General features: G+C 66.3%; 24 protein-coding genes. 11 read left to right on the top strand and 13 right to left on the bottom strand.

Annotation, left to right across the window (positions count from 1 at the left end):
• Positions 1-66: 66 nt before the first annotated feature.
• From dbpA to ASE52_RS22585, 4 genes are all read left to right on the top strand, one after another.
• Entirely contained in the window at positions 67-1,470 is a 1,404-nt protein-coding gene (dbpA, locus tag ASE52_RS22600) for an ATP-dependent RNA helicase DbpA (RefSeq protein ID WP_057229379.1), read from the top strand.
• A gap of 227 nt (positions 1,471-1,697) precedes the next feature.
• Complete coding sequence (locus tag ASE52_RS22595; RefSeq protein ID WP_057229377.1) at positions 1,698-2,441, top strand: GntR family transcriptional regulator; 744 nt, start codon at positions 1,698-1,700, stop codon at positions 2,439-2,441.
• A 122-nt stretch (positions 2,442-2,563) separates the two neighbouring features.
• Positions 2,564-3,574 carry a tripartite tricarboxylate transporter substrate binding protein gene (locus tag ASE52_RS22590; protein WP_057229375.1) on the top strand — a complete coding sequence of 337 codons (1,011 nt, stop codon included), beginning with the start codon at positions 2,564-2,566 and terminating at the stop codon, positions 3,572-3,574.
• Positions 3,575-3,577: 3 nt separating this feature from the next.
• Positions 3,578-4,396, top strand: a complete 819-nt coding sequence (locus tag ASE52_RS22585; protein ID WP_057229373.1) for an amidohydrolase family protein — start codon at positions 3,578-3,580, stop codon at positions 4,394-4,396.
• 38 nt (positions 4,397-4,434) lie between these two features.
• Here ASE52_RS22585 and ASE52_RS22580 read toward each other — a convergent pair whose 3' ends face one another.
• From ASE52_RS22580 to ASE52_RS22565, 4 genes are all read right to left on the bottom strand, one after another.
• The gene (locus ASE52_RS22580; RefSeq protein WP_057229371.1) at positions 4,435-5,124 is read right to left on the bottom strand and encodes an ankyrin repeat domain-containing protein; all 690 of its coding nucleotides are present in this window, start codon (positions 5,122-5,124) and stop codon (positions 4,435-4,437) included.
• A 41-nt stretch (positions 5,125-5,165) separates the two neighbouring features.
• The gene (locus ASE52_RS22575) at positions 5,166-5,663 is read right to left on the bottom strand and encodes a heme-binding protein (protein ID WP_010462779.1); all 498 of its coding nucleotides are present in this window, start codon (positions 5,661-5,663) and stop codon (positions 5,166-5,168) included.
• 132 nt (positions 5,664-5,795) lie between these two features.
• A complete protein-coding gene (locus tag ASE52_RS22570; RefSeq protein WP_010462777.1) occupies positions 5,796-6,425 on the bottom strand; it encodes a response regulator in 630 nt (209 codons plus the stop codon).
• Positions 6,415-7,956 carry an ATP-binding protein gene (locus tag ASE52_RS22565; protein WP_057229369.1) on the bottom strand — a complete coding sequence of 514 codons (1,542 nt, stop codon included), beginning with the start codon at positions 7,954-7,956 and terminating at the stop codon, positions 6,415-6,417. Before ASE52_RS22565 ends, ASE52_RS22570 begins: the two co-directional genes overlap by 11 nt.
• Before the next feature lie 119 nt (positions 7,957-8,075).
• Between ASE52_RS22565 and ASE52_RS22560 the strand changes: the two genes are divergently transcribed.
• From ASE52_RS22560 to ASE52_RS22550, 3 genes are all read left to right on the top strand, one after another.
• The gene (locus ASE52_RS22560) at positions 8,076-9,014 is read left to right on the top strand and encodes a cation diffusion facilitator family transporter (RefSeq protein WP_057229367.1); all 939 of its coding nucleotides are present in this window, start codon (positions 8,076-8,078) and stop codon (positions 9,012-9,014) included.
• Complete coding sequence (gene dtd, locus ASE52_RS22555) at positions 9,011-9,466, top strand: D-aminoacyl-tRNA deacylase (protein ID WP_057229365.1); 456 nt, start codon at positions 9,011-9,013, stop codon at positions 9,464-9,466. The genes ASE52_RS22560 and dtd overlap by 4 nt, the downstream gene beginning before the upstream one ends.
• A 144-nt stretch (positions 9,467-9,610) precedes the next feature.
• Positions 9,611-10,870 carry an MFS transporter gene (locus ASE52_RS22550; protein WP_057229363.1) on the top strand — a complete coding sequence of 420 codons (1,260 nt, stop codon included), beginning with the start codon at positions 9,611-9,613 and terminating at the stop codon, positions 10,868-10,870.
• Positions 10,871-10,874: 4 nt separating this feature from the next.
• On the opposite strand, the gene ASE52_RS22545 is transcribed toward ASE52_RS22550, so the two are convergent.
• From ASE52_RS22545 to ASE52_RS22530, 4 genes are all read right to left on the bottom strand, one after another.
• Positions 10,875-11,615 (bottom strand): sulfite exporter TauE/SafE family protein, encoded by a 741-nt coding sequence (locus ASE52_RS22545; protein WP_057229361.1) that lies wholly within the window; start codon positions 11,613-11,615, stop codon positions 10,875-10,877.
• Positions 11,616-11,737: 122 nt separating this feature from the next.
• On the bottom strand, positions 11,738-13,540 hold the full coding sequence (locus ASE52_RS22540; RefSeq protein ID WP_140426317.1) for a hypothetical protein: 1,803 nt from the start codon (positions 13,538-13,540) through the stop codon (positions 11,738-11,740).
• A gap of 188 nt (positions 13,541-13,728) precedes the next feature.
• Positions 13,729-14,190 carry an rRNA maturation RNase YbeY gene (gene ybeY / locus ASE52_RS22535; protein ID WP_057229357.1) on the bottom strand — a complete coding sequence of 154 codons (462 nt, stop codon included), beginning with the start codon at positions 14,188-14,190 and terminating at the stop codon, positions 13,729-13,731.
• A 62-nt stretch (positions 14,191-14,252) separates the two neighbouring features.
• Positions 14,253-15,209 (bottom strand): PhoH family protein, encoded by a 957-nt coding sequence (locus ASE52_RS22530; protein WP_057229704.1) that lies wholly within the window; start codon positions 15,207-15,209, stop codon positions 14,253-14,255.
• A 47-nt stretch (positions 15,210-15,256) separates the two neighbouring features.
• Between ASE52_RS22530 and ruvA the strand changes: the two genes are divergently transcribed.
• The 4 genes from ruvA (at position 15,257) to ASE52_RS22510 (ending at position 19,898) form a co-directional block, all read left to right on the top strand.
• The gene (gene ruvA / locus ASE52_RS22525; RefSeq protein ID WP_057229355.1) at positions 15,257-15,832 is read left to right on the top strand and encodes a Holliday junction branch migration protein RuvA; all 576 of its coding nucleotides are present in this window, start codon (positions 15,257-15,259) and stop codon (positions 15,830-15,832) included.
• A gap of 71 nt (positions 15,833-15,903) precedes the next feature.
• Positions 15,904-17,826 (top strand): trypsin-like peptidase domain-containing protein, encoded by a 1,923-nt coding sequence (locus ASE52_RS22520; protein WP_057229352.1) that lies wholly within the window; start codon positions 15,904-15,906, stop codon positions 17,824-17,826.
• A gap of 9 nt (positions 17,827-17,835) precedes the next feature.
• A complete protein-coding gene (gene ruvB / locus ASE52_RS22515; protein ID WP_057229351.1) occupies positions 17,836-18,897 on the top strand; it encodes a Holliday junction branch migration DNA helicase RuvB in 1,062 nt (353 codons plus the stop codon).
• An 89-nt stretch (positions 18,898-18,986) separates the two neighbouring features.
• Positions 18,987-19,898, top strand: coding sequence for a hypothetical protein (locus ASE52_RS22510; RefSeq protein WP_140426316.1), 912 nt, complete (start codon positions 18,987-18,989; stop codon positions 19,896-19,898).
• Here ASE52_RS22510 and ASE52_RS22505 read toward each other — a convergent pair.
• Genes ASE52_RS22505 through ttcA form a run of 5 tightly spaced genes read right to left on the bottom strand, consistent with a single transcriptional unit; the run spans position 19,840 to position 25,167 of the window.
• The gene (locus tag ASE52_RS22505; protein ID WP_057229348.1) at positions 19,840-21,669 is read right to left on the bottom strand and encodes a lysoplasmalogenase family protein; all 1,830 of its coding nucleotides are present in this window, start codon (positions 21,667-21,669) and stop codon (positions 19,840-19,842) included. The genes ASE52_RS22510 and ASE52_RS22505 overlap by 59 nt on opposite strands.
• A 37-nt stretch (positions 21,670-21,706) precedes the next feature.
• Positions 21,707-22,876, bottom strand: a complete 1,170-nt coding sequence (locus tag ASE52_RS22500) for a DSD1 family PLP-dependent enzyme (protein WP_057229346.1) — start codon at positions 22,874-22,876, stop codon at positions 21,707-21,709.
• Positions 22,860-23,501 carry a histidine phosphatase family protein gene (locus tag ASE52_RS22495; RefSeq protein ID WP_057229344.1) on the bottom strand — a complete coding sequence of 214 codons (642 nt, stop codon included), beginning with the start codon at positions 23,499-23,501 and terminating at the stop codon, positions 22,860-22,862. Before ASE52_RS22495 ends, ASE52_RS22500 begins: the two co-directional genes overlap by 17 nt.
• 30 nt (positions 23,502-23,531) lie before the next feature.
• Positions 23,532-24,143 carry a DUF4136 domain-containing protein gene (locus tag ASE52_RS22490; RefSeq protein WP_057229342.1) on the bottom strand — a complete coding sequence of 204 codons (612 nt, stop codon included), beginning with the start codon at positions 24,141-24,143 and terminating at the stop codon, positions 23,532-23,534.
• 55 nt (positions 24,144-24,198) lie between these two features.
• The gene (ttcA, locus tag ASE52_RS22485) at positions 24,199-25,167 is read right to left on the bottom strand and encodes a tRNA 2-thiocytidine(32) synthetase TtcA (RefSeq protein WP_198928151.1); all 969 of its coding nucleotides are present in this window, start codon (positions 25,165-25,167) and stop codon (positions 24,199-24,201) included.
• Positions 25,168-25,171: the final 4 nt, after the last annotated feature.

The raw sequence follows: 25,171 nt of genomic DNA, 5'->3' as shown, positions 1-25,171 counted from the left end.
TTACGCGTGCGTAAGGTAGTTGCCCGGATACCAGGGGCTCCATCGCTGGGGCCGGATAATCGGCCGATGACCTCCAAAGAAAACCAAGCCAGCACTGATTTCAGCGCGCTGGCCCTGAGCCCTGCCACGCTGGCCAACCTGCAGCAGCTGGGCTACACCACGATGACGTCCATCCAGGCGGCCAGCCTGCCCCCTGCCTTGCTGGGCAAGGATTTGATCGCCCAGGCCAGCACCGGCAGCGGCAAGACCGCGGCCTTTGCCCTGGCGCTGCTGGCCAACCTCAATCCCCGTCGTTTTGCGGTGCAGGCCCTGGTGCTGTGCCCCACACGCGAACTGGCCGACCAGGTCACCAGCGAAATCCGCCGCCTGGCGCGGGCCGAAGAAAACATCAAGGTCGTGACCCTGTGTGGCGGCGTGCCGCTGCGTGCGCAGACGCTGAGCCTGGAGCATGGCGCGCACATCGTGGTGGGCACCCCCGGCCGCGTGATGGACCACCTGGAGCGCCAGCACCTCAGCCTGGAAGCGCTGAACACCCTGGTGCTCGACGAGGCCGACCGCATGCTCGACATGGGCTTCTTCGACGACATCGTCGTGGTAGCCAAGCAGTGTCCCAAGGAGCGCCAGACGCTGCTGTTTTCGGCCACGTACCCCGAGGGCATCGCCAAGCTCAGCGCCCAGTTCATGAAGTCGCCCGTGCAGATCACCGTGCAGGCCCAGCATGCCGAGGGCAAGATCGAGCAACGCTGGTACGAGGTGAAGAACAGCGAACGCCTGCACGCGGTGTCGCAGCTGCTCAACCACTTCCGGCCTGAATCGTCCATTGCCTTTTGCAACACCAAGCAGCAGTGCCGCGACCTCGTGGGCGTGCTGCAGGCCCAGGGCTTCAGCGCGCTGGCGCTTTTTGGCGAGCTGGAACAGCGGGAGCGCGACCAGGTGCTGGTGCAATTTGCCAACCGCAGCTGTTCGGTGCTGGTGGCCACCGACGTGGCCGCGCGCGGCCTCGACATTGCCAACCTGGCCGCCGTGATCAACGTGGACGTGACGCCCGACGCGGAGGTGCACATCCACCGCATCGGCCGCACTGGCCGGGGCGATGCCGAGGGCCTGGCGCTGAACCTGGCCAGCCTGGACGAGATGGGTTTTGTGGGCAAGATCGAAGTGCTGCAGGGCCGCGAGTCGCGCTGGTTCCCGGTGGCGGAACTGACACCCACCGGCAGCGGCCCGCTGGTGCCGCCGATGGTCACCATCCAGATCATCGGTGGCCGCAAGGAGAAGATCCGTGCGGGTGACGTGCTGGGCGCGCTGACCGGAGAGATGGGCTACACCCGCGAACAGATCGGCAAGATCAACGTGAACGACTTCTCCACCTACGTGGCGGTGGACCGCGCCATCGGCGCGCAGGCGGCGCAGCGCCTGAACCAGGGCCGCGTGAAGGGCAAGACCGTGAAGGCGCGGCTCGTCACGGACTGAGTCGCCAACGTGGGGCCAGCGCCGCTGCGCGGAGGCTGGCTGCGCTGGTAGTAGGTGAATATTTGTGTGAAAACGGCCTTCAGCGCTTGATGGGCGTCATTTGTTGCTATCTATTCGATAGTTAATAAGTCCTGCCCGGCGACGGATCATTCCCGCAGCTGTTTTTTTACACCGTCTGCGGTATTTGCGCGTTGCATCCAGACCTATAGAGGACTATAGTTCTTGGTATGACCACATCCCACAAAGTTGTTGCCTTTGACAGTGCCCCGGGCCTGAGCCGCTACGCCGCCCTGGCTGCTGCACTGCGTGCCCGCGTGGTGGCCGGGGAATGGCCGCCCGGCTCGGCCCTGCCGGCAGAAAGCCTGCTGGCCACGGAGCACCAGGTGGCGCTGGGCACCATGCGCCGTGCACTGGAACTTCTGGTGGCGGAAGGCCTGGTCGAGCGCGTGCACGGCCGGGGCACCTTTGTGCGCCAGGGCATTGCCGGTGCGTCGATGCTGCGGTTTTTCCGGTTTGACAGCGGCAGTGGCGAAATGCCGCGCTCGCGCATCCTGTCGCGCCAGCGCGTGGCGGCACCGGCCGCCGTGGCCCGCAGGCTGGGCCTGGCCACGGGCGAGATGGTGCTGCGGTTGCAGCGTTTGCGCCTGCTGGCCGACCTGCCTTGTCTGCTGGAGGACCTGTGGCTGCCGCTGGATGTGTTCGCGCCCCTGGCCGAAGGCAGCACCGCCGACTGGGACGACCTGCTGTACCCCATGTTCGCGCGCCGCTGCGGCGTGCATGTGCACCGCGCCGTGGACGACATTGGTTTTGCTGTGCTGACATCCCCGCAGGCCAGCCACCTGGGGCTGGCCGCAGGCCATCCGGGCGTGGTGGTGCAACGGGCCGCCTACGACCTGGGAGGGCGCTGTGTCGAATGGCGCACCACGCGCGGCGATGCACATGCCTTTCACTACACCGTGACCATTACGTGAGCGGCAACCCCTGAGCACTGCCCGGGCCTGGCAAGCCAGTTCCATAGCGCCTACTGGCTTGGGGTTCCCCAGCTTCAGGTGCGGCCCCCTGAACGACTGAAGACTCAACCAAGGAGACCTGTATGCACCATCTGTCCGATCCTATGAACCCCCCTGGCCTGTCGCGCCGCGCGGCGCTGGCTGCCGTGGGCGCCACCCTGGCCGCCCCCTGGGCGCACACCCGCGCAGCGGGCGTAGGCGGCGGACGCACCGTGACCCTGGTTGTCTCCTACCCGGCAGGCGGCGGTGCCGACCTGATGGCCCGCATCATCGCGCCCCGCATGGCCGAAGCGCTGGGGCAGGGCGTGGTGGTGGACAACAGGCCCGGCGCCAGCGGCCAGCTGGCTGCATCGGCCGTGGCCCGTGCCACGCCCGATGGCACCACACTGCTGCTCGATGCGTCGTCGTTCGCCGTCAATCCATCGCTGTATCCCAAGCTGCCCTACGACAGCAACACCGCCTTTGTGCCGCTGGCCGTGTTGGCGACCTTTCCGAACGTGCTGGTGTGCCATCCAGGCTTCGGCGTCAACTCCGTCAAGGAGGTCATCGCACGCGCCAAAGCCAAGCCCGAGGACGTGGCCTATGCGTCGTCCGGCAATGGCTCGGCCCAGCATCTGGCCGGGGCGCTGTTTGAAGAGCGCACGGGCGTGCGCCTGTCCCACATTCCATACCGTGGAGGCGGCCCTGCCATGAACGACGTGATGGGCGGGCAGGTGCCGCTGTTTTTTGCCAATTTGGCCTCGTCCCTGGGTCACATCCAGGCAGGCAAGCTGCGCCCGCTGGCGGTAACCAGTGCGTTGCGCGCCCGTTCGCTGCCCGATGTCCCCACCATGGCTCAGGCCGGCGTGGCCGACTACGAAGTGCTGGAGTGGAATCCTGTGCTGGCCCCGGCGGGCATTGCGCCTGAGGTGCGCACGCAGCTGGTCCATGCCATCCGCAAGGCGCTGGCTGACCCCGAGGTGCTGGGCCGCATCCGCGCGCTGGGCGGCGATGCCTTTCCCGATGCGACCCAGGCCAGTGCAGGCAAGTTCATCCAGGCCCAGCAAGCGCAGTGGGGCAAGGTCATCCGCGAGCGCAAGATCGTGGTGGGCTGACCCATGGGTGCGCTGGCCACATCCGCGCCGTTGCGGGACGCCCAGGAGGGATGGGACACGCACGTGCATGTCTTTGACGCAACCGCCCCGGTCCAGGCCGGGCACTACCAGCCTATTCACCAGCCCCTCGAACGCATAGAGGCCGAAGCCGCGCGACTGGGTGTAGGGCGTCTGGTGCTGGTGCAGCCCAGTGTGTATGGCACCGACAACCGGCTGGTGCTCGACGCCCTGGTGCGCGAACCGGGGCGGCACCGCGCAGTGGTGGTGGTGGAGACAGACATTGCCGACGACGCGCTGCAGACCATGCATGCACTGGGCGTGCGCGGCGTGCGTTTCAATCTGGTGTCCCCCGTGGGCAACGGGGCGCAGGCCATGCAGGCACTGGCGCCCCGCCTGAAGGTACTGGGCTGGCATGTGCAGTGGTATGCGGCACCGGCCCAATTGGCGCAGATTGCCCAGCTGCATGCGCAAACGGGACTGCCCTGCGTGCTGGACCATCTGGCGGGAATGCATGCGGCCCTGGCGCAGGACGATACGGCCTGGCGGGCGCTGGCAAGGCTGGCCGACCTGGGCGCGTGGGTCAAGCTGTCGGGCTGGTACCGCTTGCAGGCCGCGGCACCCTATGCTGAATTGCACGGTGCGATCCGCCGCGTGGCCGGGTTAATGGGCGAGCGGCTGGTGTGGGGTTCGGACTGGCCACATACTGCGTTTGCACCGGACGCGATGCCCGCCTACACGAGTGTGTGGGAGCCGGTGGTGAATGCCCTGGGCGCGGCGCGCGCCAGCAGGGTGCGCATTGCGGGCGCAGAGTTGTACCGCTGAAGTGGGGGAATGCATCGGCGCGGACGCGTCCCGCAAACCTACCTGGCGCCTGCTGCTTCCAGCATTCGTACCATGGCGCTGAAACCCCGCTGGCGCGCCAGTTGCAGTGGCGTGTTGCCCTGCCGATCGGTCAGCGTATGGCTGGCACCCGCTTGCAGCAGGGCCTGCAGGGTGGCCTGGTGGCGCGGGCCGCCGTTGCCCAGCACGATGGATTCGATCAGTGCCGTCCAGTGCAGGTTGTTCACATGGTCCAGCGGGGCGCCGGCGGCAACCAGCTGCCGCACCACGCCGTCGTGCCCCAGGTGCGCCGCCGCGATGAGGGCGGTGCCGTCGTAGCGGCTGGTCACCTGCTTCGCGCTGGCGCCCAGTTGCAGCAGCAGCCGCAACGTGGCCTCGTCGTCGGCCACGGCCGCAATGGTCACGGCGTCGTAGCGGTCGTTTTCCAGCAGGTCCAGCTGGGCACCGGCCTTGGCGAGGGCGCGGACCGCCTCGGCCTGCCGTGCGTAGGTAGCCACTTGCAGCGGCGTGCGGCCCTGCGCGTCACGGGCGTTCAGATCACCCTTTGCCGTAATCAGCTTGTTCAGCGCGGGCAAATCGCCCCGCGCTGCGGCTGCATGCAGGCCCTGGTAGGCCGCTGTTTCGGCAGCCGTGGGAGGCACCTGGGCGATGGTGGGTCCGGCGCAGGCCAGCGTAATGGCCAGCGCGTATGCAAGGTTCCAGTGCTTCATGGGTGCTTCCGATGGCGTGCGTTGTAGATGCAGGTAGGAAATTACTTCAGCAGATCCTGCACCTTGGCGATACCCGCCACGGCACATTGCTCGTCCAGGTGTCCACCGGGTGCGCCGCCCACGCCCACGGCGCCAATCACTTCGTTGCCCGCCTTCACCGGCACGCCGCCACCCAGCAGCAGGTAGCCGGGGATCTGGCCCAGGTTGGCGGCTGCGGGGTTCTTCTGCGAACCTTCCATGATGGCCAGCGTGGTGTTCTTGGCAGATGCCGAGGTGTAGGCCTTCAAACGGCTGGCTTCCAGCGTGTGGGGGCCTGCGTTGTCGGCGCGCTGCACGGCGCGCACGGTGCCTGCACGGTCCACCACGGTAGCGGTCACGTTGTAGCCGTTGGCGCTGCAGGTGGCGACGGTCTGGGCGGCGATCTGTGTGGCCAGGTCCAGCGACATGTTCTTTTCGGTGCGCACGCCTTCGGCATGGGCTGCGGCGGTGGCGATCAGGGACAGGGTGAGGGCGGCTACGGTGGTGAGGCGGTTTTGCATGGTGTTCTCCGGTGTTTGTGTGTCGGCGCCACCCGTTGTGGCGCCGTGGGAGAACTGTAGAAATTGCCGCCGTTTCCGGCTATTCGTGCCGCTACGTTCACCCCTCCGTAGAACTACGCAGTGCTGGTGGGGTCAGGACGCATCCACCAGCGCCGCATAGCGCCGGATGAGCTGTGCCAGCGACTCCGCCCCCAGCTTGCCAAACAGGTTGGCGCGGTGGGTTTCTACCGTGCGGGGCGAAAGCTCCAGCGCCCGGCCGATTTCCTTGTTGGTCAGGCCCTCGACGATCAGGCCCAGCACTTCGCGTTCGCGGGCCGACAGTTGCGCAAAGCGCTCGCGCGCCTGCTGGTCGGCCTGGTGGCGCTCGCGGGATCGCACATGCTGGCGCACCGCGTTCTGCAGGGCTTCGATGAGCACTTCGTCGTCCACAGGTTTTTCCAGAAACTCCGCCGCCCCGGCTTTGAACGCGCGGCGGCACATCTCCACCGTGCCGTGGCCGGTCAGCAAAATCATCGGCTGGTCCACGCCCTGCGCCAGCAACTGCTCCAGCACCGTGAGGCCGCTGATACCGGGCATGCGCACGTCGAGCACGATGGCTCCAATGCTCGCGCGGTCAAACCCCGCCATGAACGATTGCGGGTCGGCCCAGGTCTGCACGCGCAGGCCCACGGTGCTGATGAGCAGGCCCAGGCCGTCGCGCACGGCGGCGTCGTCGTCCACCAGGTGGATCAGGGGCGAGAGGGAGGGGGCGCTATCGGTCATTGGTGGGCGGCGCTGTGGGCAAGGTCAGCACAAACTCGGCGCCCCGTTGGGCTTGGGTGGGCACAGGTGCTTCAGGTGCCAAGGTCAACTGCGCACCCATGGCCTGCGCCAGGCTTTCGCACAGTGTCAGGCCCAGCCCCAGTCCACCGGTGCGCGTGGTGTAGAAAGGTTCGAACAGGTGCTGGCGTGCCTCGGGCGGTATCCCAGGGCCGTGGTCGCGCACCGACAGGGTCACGTGCCCGGCATCCGCGCGCACCATGGTGATGTGCAGCTGGCGTTCGGCGGGCGGCACCTGCTCCAGCGCCTGCAGTGCATTCATCAGCAGGTTGTGGACGATCTGCTGCAGGGCCACGGGCTCGGCCAGCGCGGTGGGCAGGTCGGTGGCAATGGCTATGTTGGGCACCACACCGCGTTGGGTCAGCTCGGGCTCCAGCAGGTGCAGCGCGTCGTGCACTGCCGCAGGCAGGGCCAGTGGCTGGGCCTGGCCCGCCAGATCAGGGCGTTCCACCAGGCGGCGCAGGCGGCCCACCACGGTGGAGGCGCGGCGCGCTTGCTCCACGGCACGGGCCATGGCGGTCTGGGCGGTGTCGAGATCGGGCGGGTCATCGGCCAGCAGGCGCTGGGCGGCCTGGGTGCTGGACAGCAGGGCGGTCAGGGGCTGGTTCAGCTCGTGCGCCATGCCCGCTGCCAGTTCGCCCAGCGTGTTCAGCCGCGCCACCTGGCCCAGGCGCAGCAGTTCTTCTGCGCGCTGGCGGGCCACGCGCTGGCGCCACAGGGCGCGGCCTGCCGCCCACAGGGCTGCCGTCAGCAGGCACCAGCCGAGCATGCCCCACCAGGGCAGCTCAGGCGGGCCCACGCTGCGGCGGGCCACCACGTCCAGCGGCTGGCTGGGCGCGGCCAGCAGTTTGTGGAAGTCGTAGGTGCGGATGCCGCTGCCCAGGTCTCCCCGGCCCGGCTGCACAACAAAGGCATCGCCACCACGCTCCAGTGTCACGCGCACGGGGCTGGTGGTGATGTCCATGGGCCACTCGTCGGCCGGAGTGGTGGTGCGCAGGTCGATGTACAGCGCATAGCTGGCGGGCACGCCTGCCAGCACCAGGTAGTAGCGGCCCGCAGCCAGGTTCAGCCCCGCCATGGCGGCATGGCCGGTGCGGCGCGAGGTTGCTTCTGCCGTAGCCAGCTCCGCCTGCAGCGCGTCGGGCCAGTCGCGTTGCGCCGTGCGCTGCAGCACCGCCAGGATCTGGGGGTACACCGAGGTCAGGCGAGGCAAGGGTGATGTGCTGTTGTCACCTGCTGCTGCGGCAGGCTGCAGCAGCGCCAGCGTGGCCATGATGGCGTCGTGCTGCACCACCCGCTGGCTCAGAAGCCGGTGCACGATGCGGGCGTCAGTCTCGAACGCTGCCTGCAATTGCTGCAATCGGGCCACCGTCAGCCAACTGGCCCCCGCACAGGCGACCACGACCCACAGCAACAGGCTAGGGAGGTGCAGGGTGCGGTGCGAAAGAAGGCTGCGGCGCCATGCCGGGGTCATGCGCGGATTCTGGCATGGGGATGTTTTGGAGAGCTTGTGGTGCCAACGGTTAAAGCAGTTCTTAAGACGGCTCTGGTGTAATTCTCAATCCGGTTCCTTGCGCTCTTCAAATACTTCCAATGGCTCCTTCCCCCACCAAGTCACACCACTGGCTCACACCTCGCAACTTGCTGTGGGCGTCGATTGCGGTGGCGGTGGTCACCATCGCGCTCAAGACGCTGGCCTGGGTGGTTACCGGCTCGGTGGGGTTGTTGTCCGACGCCATGGAGTCGTTTGTGAATCTTGCCAGTGCCATGTTTGCGTTGGCGATGGTGACGGTGGCCGCAAGGCCTGCGGATGACGACCACCCCTACGGCCACCACAAGGCCGAATATTTTTCTTCGGGGTTCGAGGGCATCCTCATCGTGGGGGTGTCGGCGGGCATCTTGTGGGCGGCGGGCCATCGGCTGATGGACCCGCAGCCCATCGAGCAGGTGGGTTGGGGTCTGGCCCTGTCGGTGCTCAGCTCGGCGCTCAATGGTTTTTTTGCATGGCTCATGTTCCGCTCGGCGCGCGAGCACCGCTCCATCGCGCTGGAGGCCGATGCCCGCCATCTCGTGACCGACGTGTGGACCTCGGCAGGCGTGCTGGTAGGCATTGCCGGTGCAGCCGTCACGGGATGGCTGTGGCTCGATGCCCTGGCGGCGATCGCTGTGGCGCTCAATATCCTGAAAGAGGGCCTGGAGCTGGTCTGGCGCTCGTCCCAGGGCCTCATGGACTCGGCGGTGGAACCCGAGGTGCAAGCCACCATCGACGCCACGCTGCAGCAGTTCGTATTGGCGCAACCGCCCGGCGCCGTGCGGTTTGACCATGTCTCCACCCGCCGTGCTGGCCAGCGCCAGTTTGTAGACATGCACCTGCACATGCCCGCCCACTGGACCCTGGGCCACGCCGCCGAACTGCGCGGCCAGGTCGAGCGCGCGCTGATGACGGCCGTGCCCGGCTTGCGTGCCACCATCGAGCTGCTGCCCATCGATGTGGAAGCGCATTTTGACGACCCGAAGGATGAAATGAAGTGATCAGTGTCTTGCAACGTGTGCGCGAAGCGCGAGTCGACGTGGAAGGGCAGACCGTGGGCGCCATTGGCATGGGCCTGCTGGTGCTGGTGTGTGCCGAGCGCGGCGATACCGAGGTCGAGGCCGACAAGCTGCTGGCCAAGCTTCTTAAGCTGCGCATCTTTTCGGACGAGGCGGGCAAGATGAACAAAAGCGTGCAGGACGTGGCGGGCGGCCTGCTGCTGGTCAGCCAGTTCACTCTGGCGGCAGATACCACGGGCGGTAACCGCCCGAGCTTCACACAGGCCGCTGCGCCTGAAGAGGGGCGGCGGTTGTTTGACTACTTGGTGGAGCGTGCCCGCGCCGCGCATCCCATCGTGCAGACGGGCCGGTTCGCCGCCGAGATGCAGGTGCACCTGATCAACGACGGGCCGATCACCATTCCGTTGCGCATGGCACCCGCCGCTGTGGCATGAGACTGGCCACCTGCTGCATTCCTGCAGCGCACATACCCCTCGTGAAAGGGTGCGTGTTCGGGGCGCAGCCGGTGCGTCCTGCGCAATGTCTGTAGGCTCGGGCAACCGCTTTTCCTATCTTCTGAGCCATCTGCCTGCCCAGCCGTGACTGAATCCACCACTCACCCGTCTGTCGGGCCTCTGCCGCCTCCGCGCACCTTGTGGGCCATGTACCTGTGTCTGCTGTCGGCCTTTGCGCTGAGCCAGGCTTACCGCACTGTGACCAGCATCATCGCCACGGGCCTGCAGGCAAGCTTTGGCATTTCACCGGACTCTTTGGGCGCGTTCGCAGCTTTGTTTGGCCTCTCCTTCGGCGTGGCCCAACTCCTCATGGGTATCGGTATGGACCTGTATGGCCTGCGCCGTACTGTGCTGGTGGCTTTCCCTCTGGCGGTGCTGGGGGCAGCAATGTCGGCCATGGCGCCCAGCTACGGCTGGCTGATGTTGGGGCAACTGCTGATCGGTGTGGGCTGTTCTCCCGCGTTCCTGGCCTGCACCGTTTTCATCTCGCGCCACTTTCCCGCGCAGCGCTTTGCGTTTTTCTCGGGTGTGGGCATGGGCGTGGGCGGGTTGGGGCTTCTCTTTACCGGCACCCCGCTGGCCTGGATGGTTCAGCATTGGGGCTGGCGCACGGGCTTTGCGGTGCTGGCGGTGCTTTCGCTGCTGTCGTGGCTGCTGATTTTTCTGCGTGTGCATGAGCCCACATTGACGCTTGCATCGGAGCGCCCCCGCGAGTCATGGGCGCAGGCGGCGGGCCGATTCGGCAGCTTGTTCAAGGTGCCGCACACCTGGGGCATCCTGGTCCTGGGCATGTCCTGCTACGCGGCCTTCCTGACTTTGCGGGGTTTGTGGCTGGGACCTTTGCTGATGGGGCGCTACGGGTTTTCGCTCATCGAAAGCGGCAACGTTGCCCTGGTGCTGTCGTTGATCGCGCTGTTCGTGCCTGCAGCGTTCGGTCGCATTGATCCGGGGCCTGCCCGGCGGCGGCGTTGGATCACCAACTTCTCGCTGCTCATGGGTAGTCTGTTCTTGCTGATGGCCTTTCTGCACCATGCCACCGCCAATGTGGCGCTCATCTTCCTCATGGGGCTGCTGTCTGGATATGGCGTGTTGCAGTATGCGGACGTGCGCTCCTCGTATCCCGCTGAAATGACGGGGCGTGCGCTGTCGCTGTACACCATGTCGATGTTCCTGGGCGTGGCGCTGATGCAGTGGCTCACCGGCCTGCTGGCCGCGTGGGCGCAGCGCCATGGACATGAGCCTTATCAAGCTGTCATGATCGGCATCGCCTGCATGCTGGCCGCCGCTTCCACCGCTTTTCGCTTCTTGCCACGCTCGCCGTTGTTGCAGCGTGCCGCCGTGTAGTTCCTCAGCCGCGCAGGAAAAACAGCCCCGCCATTACCAGCCCCGTGGCCACAATCCCCCAGCGCAGCCACTGCGCCGGAATGCGCCGCGCCACCCGCGCGCCGCCGTAGCCGCCAGCGGTTGCTGCCACCATCATCATCAGCGCCTGCTGCCACAGCACCACGCCGCCAGCAGCGTAGATCGCCACGGCAATGGCGGTGAGCAGGGCCGACACCCAGTTCTTCAGGCCATTCATGGCGTGGAGGTTGGTCTGCCCCAGCAGGCCGAACAGCGCCAGCAGCAGGATGCCCAGCCCGCCGTTGAAGTAGCCGCCATAGGCCGCCACGGCCAGCACGCCTACGGTCGCTTTGGTGGTTGACGGATGGCCACCCGCCATGGCCTTGCGCAACTGTGGCCCGAAGGCAAACAGCGCCGTGGCCGCCAGCAGCAGCCAGGGCACCACGCGGCGGAAGGTGGCGTCGGGCGTGACCAGCAACAGCGCCGCACCCGCCGCGCCGCCGATGAGCGACAACACCACCAGCAGCCGCATTGACAGGCCTGGTGGTGGGGCGGTGTCCTCGCGGAAGCCCCATGCACCTGCCATGTAGCCAGGAAGCAGTGCCACTGTGCCTGTGGCATTGGCCACCACGGGGGGCACGCCGGTGAATACCAATGCGGGCAAAGTCAGAAAGCTGCCGCCTCCGGCGACGGCATTGAGGGCGCCGGCGACGAAGGCAGCGGTGAGCAGCAAAGGGGTGTCGAACATCCACCGATAGTAGGTGGTGGCGCCGCCGCCATTGGCGACGGCGCGGGTGCAACACTTTTGCCTTCCCTGGCTTCTGTCAGGTACCGGGGCTGGTCAATGTGAGAGGGCTACCGCCAGCGCAATCAGTACAGATAGGCTGCATTGGGCGCAGCGGGTGTTACGCCATCCGTAGCGCTGCTGGTGCCTACGGCCAAGGTGCTGGCATCACCGGAAAGCGCTACGCCAGCGCCGAAGCGCGCGAGTGCGCGCGGCTGGGGGGCCTTGAGGTAGGCCCTGTGCGCCCAGGTGGTGCCGTCGCGGCGGTAGACATTGACGGCTCCGGCTGAATATAAGGCCTGGTTGTTGGGGTTGCCATTGATGCCAGAGGCGTTGCTAGCATCGTCGAGGTTGCCCACGGCGAGCATGCGGCCGTCCGCAGAAAGCGACAACATGACACTGTTTGTAAAGAACCCGTCGGCAGCCTTGACCGGCAGTGCGGGCTGCTGCGTCCAGGCGTCCCCCGTGCGTGTGAACGTTCGCAGCTGAACGTCAGTACCTGCAGATCGGTCCAAGACAGCCAGTGTGCCTCCGTCTCTGGACATTGCAAAGGGATTGTGCGAACCCGTCAGCGCACCGGCGGCGGGAACGCGCCACACCTGTGTTGGTGCACTCCAGGCACCGCTGAGATGTGTCAGGACGGAGACGTCCTTGTCGGTGTTCGCCGCAAGCACGGTTCCGTCGCTGGACAGGGCTACAACCGCCCCGAAGCGGGCCATGGTCGGGTCGGCGCTGCTGCCTGGCAGGTGCGCCTGCTCGGCCCAGCCGCCGCTGTTGCGGGCAAAGGTGTGAACGGCTCCCACGCCGCCCCCAAAAATGGTTTCGCCGGTGAAGGAGAGCCCACCCAACACGGCGGCAGACCCCGGGGTGAAGTTAGCGCCTTCTTCAGGCGCTCCCACCGCCAGCAGGTTCCCGTCGGCCGACAGCGCTACGCTGAAGCCGAAGTGCTGGGGGGTGCATGGAAATACAGCCGTGCCCGTGATGTCCAGGCGGCTGCAGGTCTCGACTTTCGCAGGCGTGTTCCGGGCTTTGATGTAGGCCTGCTGGCTCCAGGTGCTGCCGTTGTCCATGAAGATATACGCAGCCCCCGCGCCATACGCGTCGCGGTTGGCCGCATCGCCGTTGATGCCGCGTGCATTGCTTCTTTCCTCTGGTGCACCCACTGCCAGCGTGCGACCGTTGGCCGACAGTGCGAGGCTGGCGCCAAAGGCCATCTTTGCGGCCGGACTGCTGCCTTCCAGTCGCGCCCGCAGACCCCAGGCAGGGGTTGGCATGCCAACCCCTGGCATGCTGCGGCTGAAGATGTACACCGCGCCCGCCCCTGCCAGGTCACCCGAACTGCCCTCGCGGGGGGAACCTACGGCCAGCGTTAAACCGTCGGCCGACAGGGCCATTGCGTTTTCGTAGGCTCCAAATCGCTTGGTCGGATCGCCGCCAGCAAGCTCGAAGCGCCCTATGGCCTGGGTGAGGTCGGGTGTTACCGCAGCAGTGAACGGGCCGCAGCCACTTGCGTCGCAGGCGCGCAGCCGGTAGCTGGCATTCACCCGCTCGTGCAGCGGCACCTGAATCTGTACAGGGAAGCTGGTAACGTTGTTGGCGGCGCCGACGCCGAATAGCGATTCGGGTTGGGGGCCTCCCGCGCCATCAGGGTCCTCGAACAGTTCGTAGCGCATCGCACCGGGGGTGACGGTCCAGCCCAAGTTGTAGGTCTTGGGGCCGTAGCTCGCCACGCTGAAGCCGGAAGGGGCCGGGCGTCCGGCGGGCTCCGATTCGCCACTGCCGCCCCCGCAGGCCGCCACAACTAGTGGCGCCGCCAGCAGCAATGCGCGATACAAGCATGGCAGGCCCGAATTTGCCACGGGCGCAGGGTGTCGCTGGAAATTGGTCACAGAGAAGACTCCTGAAGGCAAGGGGTAAGACAGGCAGGGCGCGCGGCGGGAGTGCCAACAGGTCTGCGAGACGCGCACTGGAGGAGTCAATCGTCGCTTATCAAGACAACGCCGAGCCCCGGCAGATGCGAGCACTTTGTACCAAATAGTAAAAACTGCGCCACTGCCCTCGGCAGTCGGGATGGCGTTCAGGAGGTCGCGTAAGGGTCGGCAAAGCCCAACTCCTGCAGGATGTCGGTTTCGTACGACTCCATTGCCTGCGCATCTTCTTCACTGGTCTCGTGGTCCCAGCCCTGCGCATGCAGCGTGCCATGGACCAGCATGTGGGCGTAGTGCTCTTCCAGGCTTTTGTTCTGCTCCTTCGCCTCGCGCTCAATCACGGGGGCGCACAGCACCAGGTCGGCGGTCACCACGGGTTCCTGCGTGTAGTCGAAGGTGAGCACGTTGGTGGCGTAGTCCTTCTTGCGGTACTCGCGGTTGAGCTGCTGGCCTTCTTCGGTGCCCACGATGCGTACGGTGATCTCGGCATCGGTGGCCAGCGCGTGGCGAATCCAGCGGGTGACCTTGTGGCGCGGCAGCACGGCGCGGTGCGCGGCCGCACCGTCAAACGTGCCGAACTGCAGCGACAGGGAGAGTTGGTTCAAAGACATTTTGGCTTTTTTTGCCGCCGGCGCTTGATGGATAAGTGCTGATAGCTATAAAAATGATAGTTTTAGTCCCGACTGCGAGAAGCCGGGGCGCGGCGCGGCGCGTCGTAGGCATCCACAATGCGCGCGACCAGCGGGTGGCGCACTACGTCAGCCGTGGTGAAGCGGGTCACGGAGATGCCTTTGACCCGCTTGAGCACCCGCTCGGCATCGATCAGGCCGCTCATCGACCCCTTGGGCAGGTCGATCTGGCTCACATCCCCTGTGACGACCGCCTTGGCGCCAAAGCCGATGCGGGTGAGGAACATCTTCATCTGCTCGGGCGTGGTGTTTTGCGCCTCGTCCAGGATCACGAAGGCATTGTTCAGCGTGCGCCCGCGCATGAACGCCAGCGGTGCGATTTCCAGGGCATTGCGCTCGAAGGCCTTCTGCACCTTGTCGTAGCCCATCAGCTCGTACAACGCGTCGTACAGCGGGCGCAAATACGGGTCCACCTTCTGCGCCAGGTCGCCGGGCAGGAAACCCAGGCGTTCGCCCGCCTCGACTGCCGGGCGGGTCAGCACGATGCGCTGCACGGCGCTGCGCTCCAGGGCATCCACGGCACAGGCCACGGCGAGATAGGTCTTGCCGGTGCCGGCAGGGCCGATGCCGAAGGTGATGTCGTGGCTGGCGATGTTTTCCAGGTACAGGTTCTGCGTGGGTGTGCGGCCCCGCAGGTCGGCCCGGCGGGTGTTGAGCACGATGGTGCCCTCGGGCGCCTCCACCAGCGCGGTGTCGCCCGCCAGCATGAGCTGCAGGTAGTCTTCCGTGACGGGGCGCTCGGCCATCTCGTACAACGCTTGTAGCAACTCCATGGCCTGGGTCGCCTTGGCTTTGGGGCCGTCCACTTTGAACTGCTCATGCCGGTGCGCAATGCTCACCTGCAGGGCCACTTCGATGGTGCGCAGGTGTGCGTCGGCCGGGCCGCACAGGTGGGTGAGCCGGGTGTTGTTGTGGGGGGTGAAGGTGTGGCGCAGGATCACGCGGATAATTCCCGTTGGATCGCCGCAGTGCGCGGCAAAGGACATCAATGATAGGCAAATTGACCGGCACCCTGCTGGAGAAGAATCCCCCCGAGGTGCTGCTGGACTGCCATGGCGTGGGCTATGAGGTGAATGTGCCCATGAGCACGTTCTACAACCTGCCCGCCGTGGGCGAGCGGGTGAGCCTGCTCACCCAGTTCATTGTGCGGGAGGACGCGCAGCTGCTGTATGGCTTTGCCACGGCGCCCGAGCGCCAGGCATTCCGCGAGCTGATCAAGATATCGGGTGTGGGCCCGCGCACGGCGCTGTCCATCCTGTCGGGCATGGGGGTGGCCGATCTGGCACAGGCCATCACGCTGCAGGAGGCGGGCCGCCTGGTCAAGGTGCCGGGCATCGGCAAGAAAACGGCTGAGCGGCTGTTGCTGGAACTCAAGGGCAAGCTGGGCGCAGACATGGGCGCTGCCCACGGCCCCGCCGCCAGCGATGCGCAGGCCGACATTCTGCAGGCACTGTTGGCTTTGGGCTACAACGACAAGGAGGCCGCTGCGGCCCTCAAGGCCTTGCCCCCAGAGGTGGGCGTGAGCGATGGCATCAAATTGGCACTGAAGGCGTTGGCCAAGTAAGGCGTACGCGGGTTTGTTGCGGCAGTTGTTTTCGTGTTCAATGGCGGTTTTGACCGGAGTGGGGGAAAGAAATGAAATTTAGAGTGATGTTGCGCATGGGTGTCGCCTGGAGTGCGGCGATTGCTTTGCTGGCGGGGTGCGGCGGAGGCGGGACAGAAGGAAGCGCGCAGAAAGCCGCCTCTGTGCTGATGGTGGATGGCTGGGTGCAGCCCGCCAGCGTGGACCAGGGCGTGTCGAACGTCAAGTCCCGCAGCGCGCTCGTCGCGGCGCCCACGCCTTCGAAGGTGAGTCTGGGTGCCTTGGAAGAGTCCAAGACCGCATCGCTTGGCGGTGGCATTGGGCCACGCCAGGTGGGGATGGCGCGCGATGTGGCGGCCACACGTACTGTGGAGCAGACACTGCAACAGTTGCAGTGGAAGCCGACCCTCAGCGGCGGCCAGGTGGCTGCCATCAGTTTTTCTGCCGAAGGGGCGCATGGGTTGCGCCTGGGCGTGGTGGCCCGCGCGCTGCCCCCGGGGGCCGTGCTGCGTGTCTACAGCCAGGCGGATACGACCACGGTGTTCCAGATTTCCGGCCAGGAAGTGCTGCAGCGCATTCAGCGCAATGCACAGGCTGGCGACACCACCCTGGACGGTCAGACCTGGTGGACGCCAGACGTGGGGTCGAACGAGGCCACGCTGGAGCTGGAGCTGCCTGCGGGTGCTAACCCCGGGACGGTAGACCTTTCGGTGCCGCGCGTCTCGCACATCTTCGAGAACCTGTCTATTCCCACCGAGGAAGAGCTTTCCACCAAGATCAACGAATCGGCATCCTGCCACTTGGACGCCAGCTGCTACGAAGCCTACGCGAACCAGCGCAATGCCGTGGCCCGCATGATCTTCACGTCCGGAGCCAACTCCTTTCTTTGCACCGGCACACTGCTCAATGACAGCCAGTCGTCGGGCACACCGTATTTTCTGACGGCCAACCATTGCATTTCCAAGCAGGCCGAAGCCTCCTCGCTGCAGACCGACTGGTTCTACCGCGCCCCTGTGTGCAACAGCCGCACCCTGTCGAGCACGACCACCAAACGCGTCAATGGCGCTGCGCTGCTCTACGCTTCGGCGGGTACGGACACATCCTTCCTGCGGCTCAACGACACGCCTCCAACGGGCGCTGTCTTTGCCGGGTGGGATGCCGGCACCCAGGCACTGAGCTCGTCGGTGGTGGGCCTGCACCATCCCCGGGGCGATTTGCTCAAGGTGAGCCTGGGCTCGTTGACGAGTCTGACTTCCTGCACGGCCACCAGTGGCACCGAGTTTCAGTGCAGCGGTTCGTCGGGCAATTTTTACCGCGTGAGCTGGAGCGAGGGCACCACCGAAGGCGGCAGCAGTGGCTCCGCGCTGTTCAAGGACGGTGCATACGTGATCGGTACGCTCTACGGCGGCAGCTCCAGCTGCTCGGCGATTGCATCCCCCGATTTCTATGGCCGCTTTGATGTGGCTTTCAACGCAGCACTCAAGAACTGGTTGTCGTCCGCCACGCCGCCCTCCGGCCCCACGGGCCGGGTGCCTGTCTATCGCTTTTACAACATGGCAGGGCTGGAGCACTTCTACACCAGCAACGTGGGTGAGCGGGACCTCCTGATCAATCAGTTTGCATCGAACTTCGTCTATGAAGGCGCGATCTTCTACGCGTACCCCATTGAGGGCTCTAACCTGTTCCCGGTGTACCGACTGGTGGATTTGGCACGCAAGATGCATCTCTATACGGCCAACCCAGTGGAGCGCGATGCGATGCGCCAGACGTTCCCATCCGTGGCCCTGGAAGGTACGGCATGGTGGGGGCAGGCGGTGCCGGGCAATGGAGCCATGCCCGTCTACCGCTACCTCAATCGCAATACGGGAACCTACTTCTATACAACCAGTGCGGCAGAGCGCAGCTACATCAATGCCAACCTGGGCCAGCAGTATCTTGAGCAAGGCATTGGCTTTTATGTCTGGGCGGACAAATAACGGGGCTGCATGACCATCCAGACCGACGACTTCGCCCCCGCCCCCGCCAAACGCGTCATCTCCGCCGTGCCCGCGTCGCCCCAAGAGGAGGCGATCGAGCGTGCCCTGCGCCCCAAACTGCTGCAGGAGTACGTGGGCCAGGTGAAGGCGCGCGAGCAGCTGGAGATATTTATCGGCGCGGCGCGCAAACGGGGCGAAGCGTTGGACCATGTGCTGCTGTTCGGTCCGCCAGGCCTGGGCAAGACGACGCTCAGCCACATCATTGCGGCTGAGCTGGGTGTGAACCTGCGCCAGACCAGCGGCCCTGTGCTCGAAAAGCCCAAGGACCTGGCGGCGCTGCTCACCAACCTGGAGAAGAACGACGTTCTTTTCATCGACGAAATCCACCGCCTCTCGCCCGTGGTCGAGGAAATCCTCTACCCCGCGCTGGAGGACTACCAGATCGACATCATGATTGGCGAAGGGCCGGCTGCGCGCAGCATCAAGCTCGACCTGCAGCCCTTTACTCTGGTGGGTGCCACCACGCGCGCGGGCATGCTCACCAACCCGCTGCGCGACCGCTTCGGCATCGTGGCGCGGCTGGAGTTCTACACTTCCGAAGAGCTGGCGCGCATCGTCAAGCGAAGCGCCGGTTTGCTCAACGCACCCATGGACGATGAAGGTGGCTTCGAGATCGCCCGCCGTTCGCGCGGCACGCCGCGCATTGCCAACCGGCTGCTGCGCCGCGTGCGCGACTATGCCGAGGTCAAGGGAGACGGCCGCATCACCAAAACCATCGCCGACAAGGCGCTCGCCATGCTGGACGTGGACCCGCAGGGCTTTGACGTGATGGACCGCAAGCTGCTCGAAGCCGTGATCCACCGCTTTGACGGCGGCCCCGTGGGGCTGGACAACATCGCCGCCAGCATTGGCGAAGAGGCCGGCACCATCGAGGACGTGATTGAGCCCTACCTCATCCAGCAGGGATTTTTGCAGCGCACGCCGCGCGGGCGCATCGCCACGCTGGCGGCGTTCCGGCACCTGGGGGTGGCGCCGCCCAGCGCGGGTGCGCCCGGGCTGTTCGGAGCCTGAGCGGCGCCGGTTGTTGCCCCCGTCTCCCTCGCTCACCCTCTCGCTTTAGCCAATCCTTGCCGCAGCCGTCTAGGCCGCACACTAGAGCCATGGCACCACCGCGCAAGCCAGACAAAAAGAATGACCGCCGCCGCCAGCTTCGGGCCGAAGCCCGGGCGCGCGCCGCGCGGGGCTGGGTCAGTGCCAGCGGGTCGGATATCGCTCCCGAGCAAAGCTTTTTGAGGTCCTGCATGTGGGCCTTGCTGGCCGGCACGGTGGCGCTGCACGCGCTGGGCGCGTTCGTATACGGCCAACTCTCGGTCTTCGTGCTGGAAGGATTTGCCGACCTGCGCGGCCGCGTGGCCGTGTGCGGCGCGATCGCCGAGGCTGCGCTGGCGGTCGGCCTGGCATCGCATGTCGTCGACAGCCGCAGGCCGAGCGGTGCGGCTGGGGAGTGGTCGAGCCGCCTGCTGACGTGGCGAGGCAGCGCTTACATCCTGTTCGCCGTGCTGATACCCGTGACATTCGTGCTGGCCATGGTGGACCGACCGCGCTTCTCCATGGACCTGCCCCCACAGCGCTGGCCGGGGCTGGCGGCCCCATCGGAATGGCTGCTGACGCCCTTGCCCTGGGCCTGGCACTGGCTGCTGCCGGTGGCCAGCGACCGGATTCAGGGTTTGTCGGTGGCCGCTGCGGTGCTGGCGGGCTGTCTGGGCGTGTGGTGTACGGCGGGCAGCACCAAGCGCTGGCGCACCGGGTATGCGTTCTATGGCCTGGCGTGCGTGCTGACCGGGTTCTGGGCCCTGGGCGGCGCCGTGTACCACTACACCGCAGGGCGGGGCTTGATCGCGGTGCAGGAACCAGCCCTGGTCGCCCTGCTGCAGGCGCGGCCCGGCTGGTACAACGCCGACACGCTACTGTGGCTGCTGAGCGCCGGCTCGTTCACCCTGGCGGGCGTTCTGTTCATTGCGGGTGCGGCGTATGTCCCGTCTGCAGCGCTGGCCCGCACGTGGTCGCATTAGCCACGGCAGGAACAGGCGCAACGACTGGCAGGCCGTCAGGCGCCGTTGCCGCCTTCAACACCCCCGCCACGATGCAGGCCTGCGCCGCGTAGTAAGTGCCCAGCACCCACACCTGCGACCACGGCAGCGGCGACACGAAGCGGTGGGTGGCCAGCAGCGAATCGCTGAGCATGAAGAACGCCGCCCCCACCGCCACCAGCACCGCACCCCCATCGCACAGCACGCTGGCCCGCCCGATGGCCTGCGCGGCCATCAGCGCGATCACCAGCACATAGGCTGCCACCGGCGCCCGCAGCGCGGCCGGTAGCCCGCCCGTCCACAAGAAGGCATACATCGCCACGCCCACGCCCAGCGTGGCCGCGAGCGCCCAGCGGTGTGGAAACCACCGCTGCCCGGTCTTGAACAGCGCCACGTAGAACAAGTGGGCGATCAAGAAACTCACGAGCCCCGGGATGAAAAAGCCCTCGACCATCAAGAACACATCGCCCGCCAGCGACCCCGCCAGTGCGGCGCCCAGCAGCCCCCAGGTTTTTGAATCAAATCGGACTCTGCCGCGCAACTGGTAAGCGGTAGAAGCTACCAAAACAATAGCAATCACCATGGTGAGCGGCTTGAATACCCAGTGCCACTGCACGAATCCCAGCGCACTGGTGGCCGTGGCCAGCGCGCCGCTTTGCAGCACCAGCGCCATCAGCATGCCGATGCGCCCCTGCATCACCGCGCCCAGCGCCCACTGCGCGACCAGCAGCGTGGCAAACCAGATGGCGTTCTCGGCCAGCGGCGCGCTGTCAGCCCGCCACAAGAAGGCCGCCACGCCCGCGAGCATCAGCGCGAACTGCACCACCGCAAACCACTGCACCGCGCGCGACATCGGAGGGTGGTAGGGCACCATCTGCGCCATGCTGAATGCGGGTTTCGGAAAGCGCTCTGCCACATCGGCCGGCCGCCAGCCCGGGGGCTTGATCCACACCCGGAGCTTGTCGGCCCAGCTGCGCGCATGCCAGCTGTCGTGCGCCAGGCCCGCGTACACCTGGGCGTTGGCCCACAGCGGGTCCCAGCTGTTGAGCAGGCCGCGCGTGCCGTACACGCAGCGGTCCTGGTCGTCTTCTTCCTTGAAGGTGCCGAACATCCGGTCCCACACGATGAGGATGCCGCCGTAGTTCTTGTCCAGATACGCGTCGTTCACGGCATGGTGCGCGCGGTGGTTGCTGGGGCTGCAGAACCAGCGGTCGAACCAGCCGAGCTTGCCCACCTGCTCGGTGTGCACCCAGAACTGGTAGAGCAGGTCGACCAGGGCGACCACCGCAAACACCAGCGGCGGCACGCCCGCCAGCGCCATGGGCACGTAGAACACCCAGCCCAGCAGCGCGCCCGAGCTGGTCTGGCGCAGCGCGGTGGACAGGTTGTAGTCCTGGCTCTGGTGGTGCACCGCATGCGCCGCCCACAGCACCGCCGACTCGTGCCCCATGCGGTGCAGCCAGTAGTAGCAAAAGTCGTAGAACACCAGCGCCAGCAGCCAACCCGGCAGGCTGGTCCAGAACGCATCGCTGCGCCACAGTGCCACGTGTTCGAACAACGCGGTGTAGATACCGATGCGCAACAGCCGCGTGAACACCGCGCTCGTCTGGCTCAGCATCCCCAGGCTGATGCTGCTGACCGCGTCGGCCAGGCGGTAGGTGTTGCGCCGACGCCGGTAGCCGACCGCCAGCTCGATGGCGATCAGGACGAAGAAGACGGGCGTGGCAAGGACGATGATCTGGCTGGGGCTCATGGCGGCGAGACAAAGAGTTCGCCGATTCTTGCCCCGATCAGGTCAGCGCGCCTCTGGCATCAACCCTGATGATGCGCTCCACCGTGCCCAGGGCCAGCCCCCCGCGCACTCCGATGAGGAAGTCGTGCAGGTTCACCGTGGGGTCGCAGTGGCCGGGAATGAGCCAAAGCATGCGGCCCAGGGTGGGCAGGCGGGCCTTGGGGCCGTCGGCGTAGATCAGGCCGTGTTCGTCGCCGCCGTTGGCAAAGCGCAGGGCGCGGTCAGCCGGCAGCAGGGCCACGGTGGGCAGGCCGGAGTCGATGGCGTGGCTTTTGTGGCCCGCGTCGCACACGGCATGGCTCTCGCGCACCGACACCACTTGGGTCTTGACGAACAGCGCGTGTTCAAAGGCAGGTTGCGCCGGTTCGCGTTCGTTGCGTGCGTAATCCGCGTCCATGAACAAAAACGAGCCTGCCTGCAACTCGCCAAAGATGCCGCTGGCGGCCTCGTGCACCAGCGTGCCGGTGCCCGAGCCTGTGATCAGCGGCACGGGCACCCCCGCCGCCTCGATCAGCTGCCGCGTGTGGCTGGCCGCACGCACGACCTGCGCGATGGCTTCCTTGCGGCCCACGGTGCTGGCCATGTGCTGCGCGCGGCCATGGTAGGCCTGGATCCCCGCAAACCGCAGGCGGGGGCTGCGCGCCACGGCCTGCGCCAGTGGCACTGCGGCCTCGCCGGGAGGCACGCCGCAGCGGCCCTGGCCCACGTCGATCTCCACCAGCACATCGATGCCGGCATCGCTGCCGGTTTGCGCCATCGCCTCGGCCAGACGCTCGATGCCCTCCGCGTGGTCCACGGCCACGCCCAGGCGCCCGCCCCGCGCCGCGAGCTGGGCAGCCAGCCGGGCCACGCGGTGCAGCTTGGGCATGGCGATGACCTGGTTGGTGATGGTGATGTCATCCACCCCGCCGGCCGCCAGTGCCTCTGCCTCGGAGACCTTCTGCACACACACGCCCTGGGCGCCAGAGCGCTGCTGCAGCAGCGCGAGTTCGGCGCTCTTGTGCAGTTTGGCGTGGGGGCGCCAGCGTACCTGGTGTTTGCGCGCAAATTCGGCCATGCGCTGGATGTTGCGGTCCATGGCGTCCAGGTCCACCACGAGGGCCGGGGTGTCGATCAGGTCCACACGTTGGCCGATGCAGGCCTGGAGTGCTTCAGGAATGGGTTTCATCGCGGAGGGCGTTGTTGTCAAGGTGCTGGGTGTCAGCCCAGCCGACCAGGGTCAGGCCGTCGGGTGTCCACAGCAGACGGTTGATGGCGGCGTTGGACAGTTGCCAGGTGCGCGGCGCCTGGATGTCCTGGCGCGTGGCCAGGCGGTACAACACATCGAGCACGCCGCCGTGCGCCACCATCACCACCTGCTCGCCCACATGCAGCTGCGCCAGGACGGTCACGGTGCGTTCGATGCGCTCGCGCAGCGCGACGAGCGACTCGCCACCTTCGGGTGTGTAGTGCGGATCGCGCTTGCGCCAGCGCAGCGCGTCTTCGGGCAGCTCGGCCTCGATCTCGGCAAACGTGCGGCCCTGAAAGTGGCCAAAACTACGTTCGCGAAGGCCGGGATCGGTCACCAAAGGCGCGCCCGTGGTGCGGGCCACGGCCTGGGCTGTGGCGTGCGCGCGCTGCAGGTCGCTGGTGTAGATGGCGGCAATCGGCTCACCCGCCAGGGCCTGTGCTACCTGATTGGCCTGCCACAGGCCGGTGTTGTTGAGCGGGATGTCCAGGTGGCCCTGGATGCGGGTGTCCACGTTCCAGGCGGTTTCGCCGTGGCGGATGGCAACGATGCGGGTGGCGTGCATGCAGGTGATGAAAAGGGGAGTGGGGCGATGTCAGGGAGCGGCATGCACCAGCGGCAGGCGCACTTGCCGGGGCCCCTGGGGCGGCTTCGGGAAGCCATTGAGCGCGGCGTCGAACAGCACGCCGTAGACGGCCGGGTCGCTCACCCACACATCCTCGTGTACGGCAGAGGTTTCGTAGACCACGGCCTGGGTGCTGGCGTCGCGCATCACGATGCTGACAGCGCGGCGGTGCAGGGGCGTGGGCTCGCCAAAACGCCACATTCCATGCACGCCCCAGCCCCGGCCCGCCCAGCCGCCAAAGCCCCAGGGGCCCGGGCCGTATGCGCCGTATGGCCGGAAGGGGTCATAGCGTGGCACGGCATCGGCCTGGACGCCCAGTTGCACCAGCAGGCGGGGCGCGGCATCGTCGCGCTGCAGGCTGGCGCGCGCCAGCGACTGTTCTGCCAGCGTGGCGATGGCGTCAAACGAGGGGGTCTGCTGCGATGGCAGGCGTTCTATGCGGTAGGTGGCTGGCGCGGGGACGGCAGTCAGTGTCGAGAAGCTTTGCACCTGGCCGTCCACCAGGCGCGTGGTGCTGCAGCCCGCGAGCAGGGCTGCGGCAAGGCCCAACAAAAGGACGGGAATCCATCGGCGTTGCGTCATGGTCAGAGGCTCCAGAAAAAGAGATCTCTGTGAGAGTGCCGAAGCCCGTCAGGGTTCACGACAGCTGCACCACCTGTACGCCCGGCAGCGATGGCGAAGGCGCCACGAACTCTTCCTTGTCAAACGCCTTGTCGCCGTCTTCGCTGGCGATGCCCGTGGCCTTGGCGTTCTTGAAGTCGTACAGGCTGCCGTCCAGCAGGTGTGAGGGCACCACGTTCTGCAGCGCGTTGAACATGTTCTCCACGCGGCCCGGGAAGCGCTTTTCCCACTCGCGCAGCATCTCGCCCACCTGCTTGCGCTGCAGGTTCTCCTGGCTGCCACACAGGTTGCAGGGAATGATGGGGAAGTTGCGGTGTGCAGCCCAGCGGGTGGTGTCCTTCTCGGCCACGTAGGCCAGCGGGCGGATCACCACATGCTTGCCGTCGTCGCTCACCAGTTTGGGTGGCATGCTCTTCATCTTGCCGCCAAAGAACATGTTGAGCAGCAAGGTCTGCAGGATGTCGTCGCGGTGGTGGCCCAGCGCGATCTTGGTGCAGCCCAGCTCGTCGGCCACGCGGTACAGAATGCCCCGGCGCAGGCGGCTGCACAGGCTGCAGGTGGTCTTGCCTTCAGGGATCAGCTTCTTGACGATGCTGTAGGTGTCCTCGTTCTCGATGTGGAAGGGCACACCGGTGCTGGCCAGGTATTCGGGCAGCACATGCTCGGGGAAACCGGGTTGCTTCTGGTCCAGGTTCACCGCCACCAGATCGAAGTGGATGGGCGCGCGGGCCTTGAGCTTGAGCAGGATGTCGAGCAACGCATAGCTGTCCTTGCCGCCCGACATGCACACCATGACCTTGTCGCCTTCTTCAATCATGTTGAAGTCGACGATGGCCTTGCCGACCTCGCGGCACAGGCGTTTTTCGAGCTTGTGGGTTTCGCGCTCGATCTTCATGCGGGCGGCGCCGCTCGTCGCATCAAGGGGCTCTTCAGTCCATCCGACAGACTGTGCCGAGGTGGGGGCTTCGTTCAATACTGCGCTCATAGGG

Source organism: Acidovorax sp. Root275, from assembly GCF_001428965.1.
Taxonomy (GTDB): domain Bacteria; phylum Pseudomonadota; class Gammaproteobacteria; order Burkholderiales; family Burkholderiaceae_C; genus Acidovorax; species Acidovorax radicis.
This window is presented reverse-complemented; position numbering and strand designations above follow the sequence as displayed.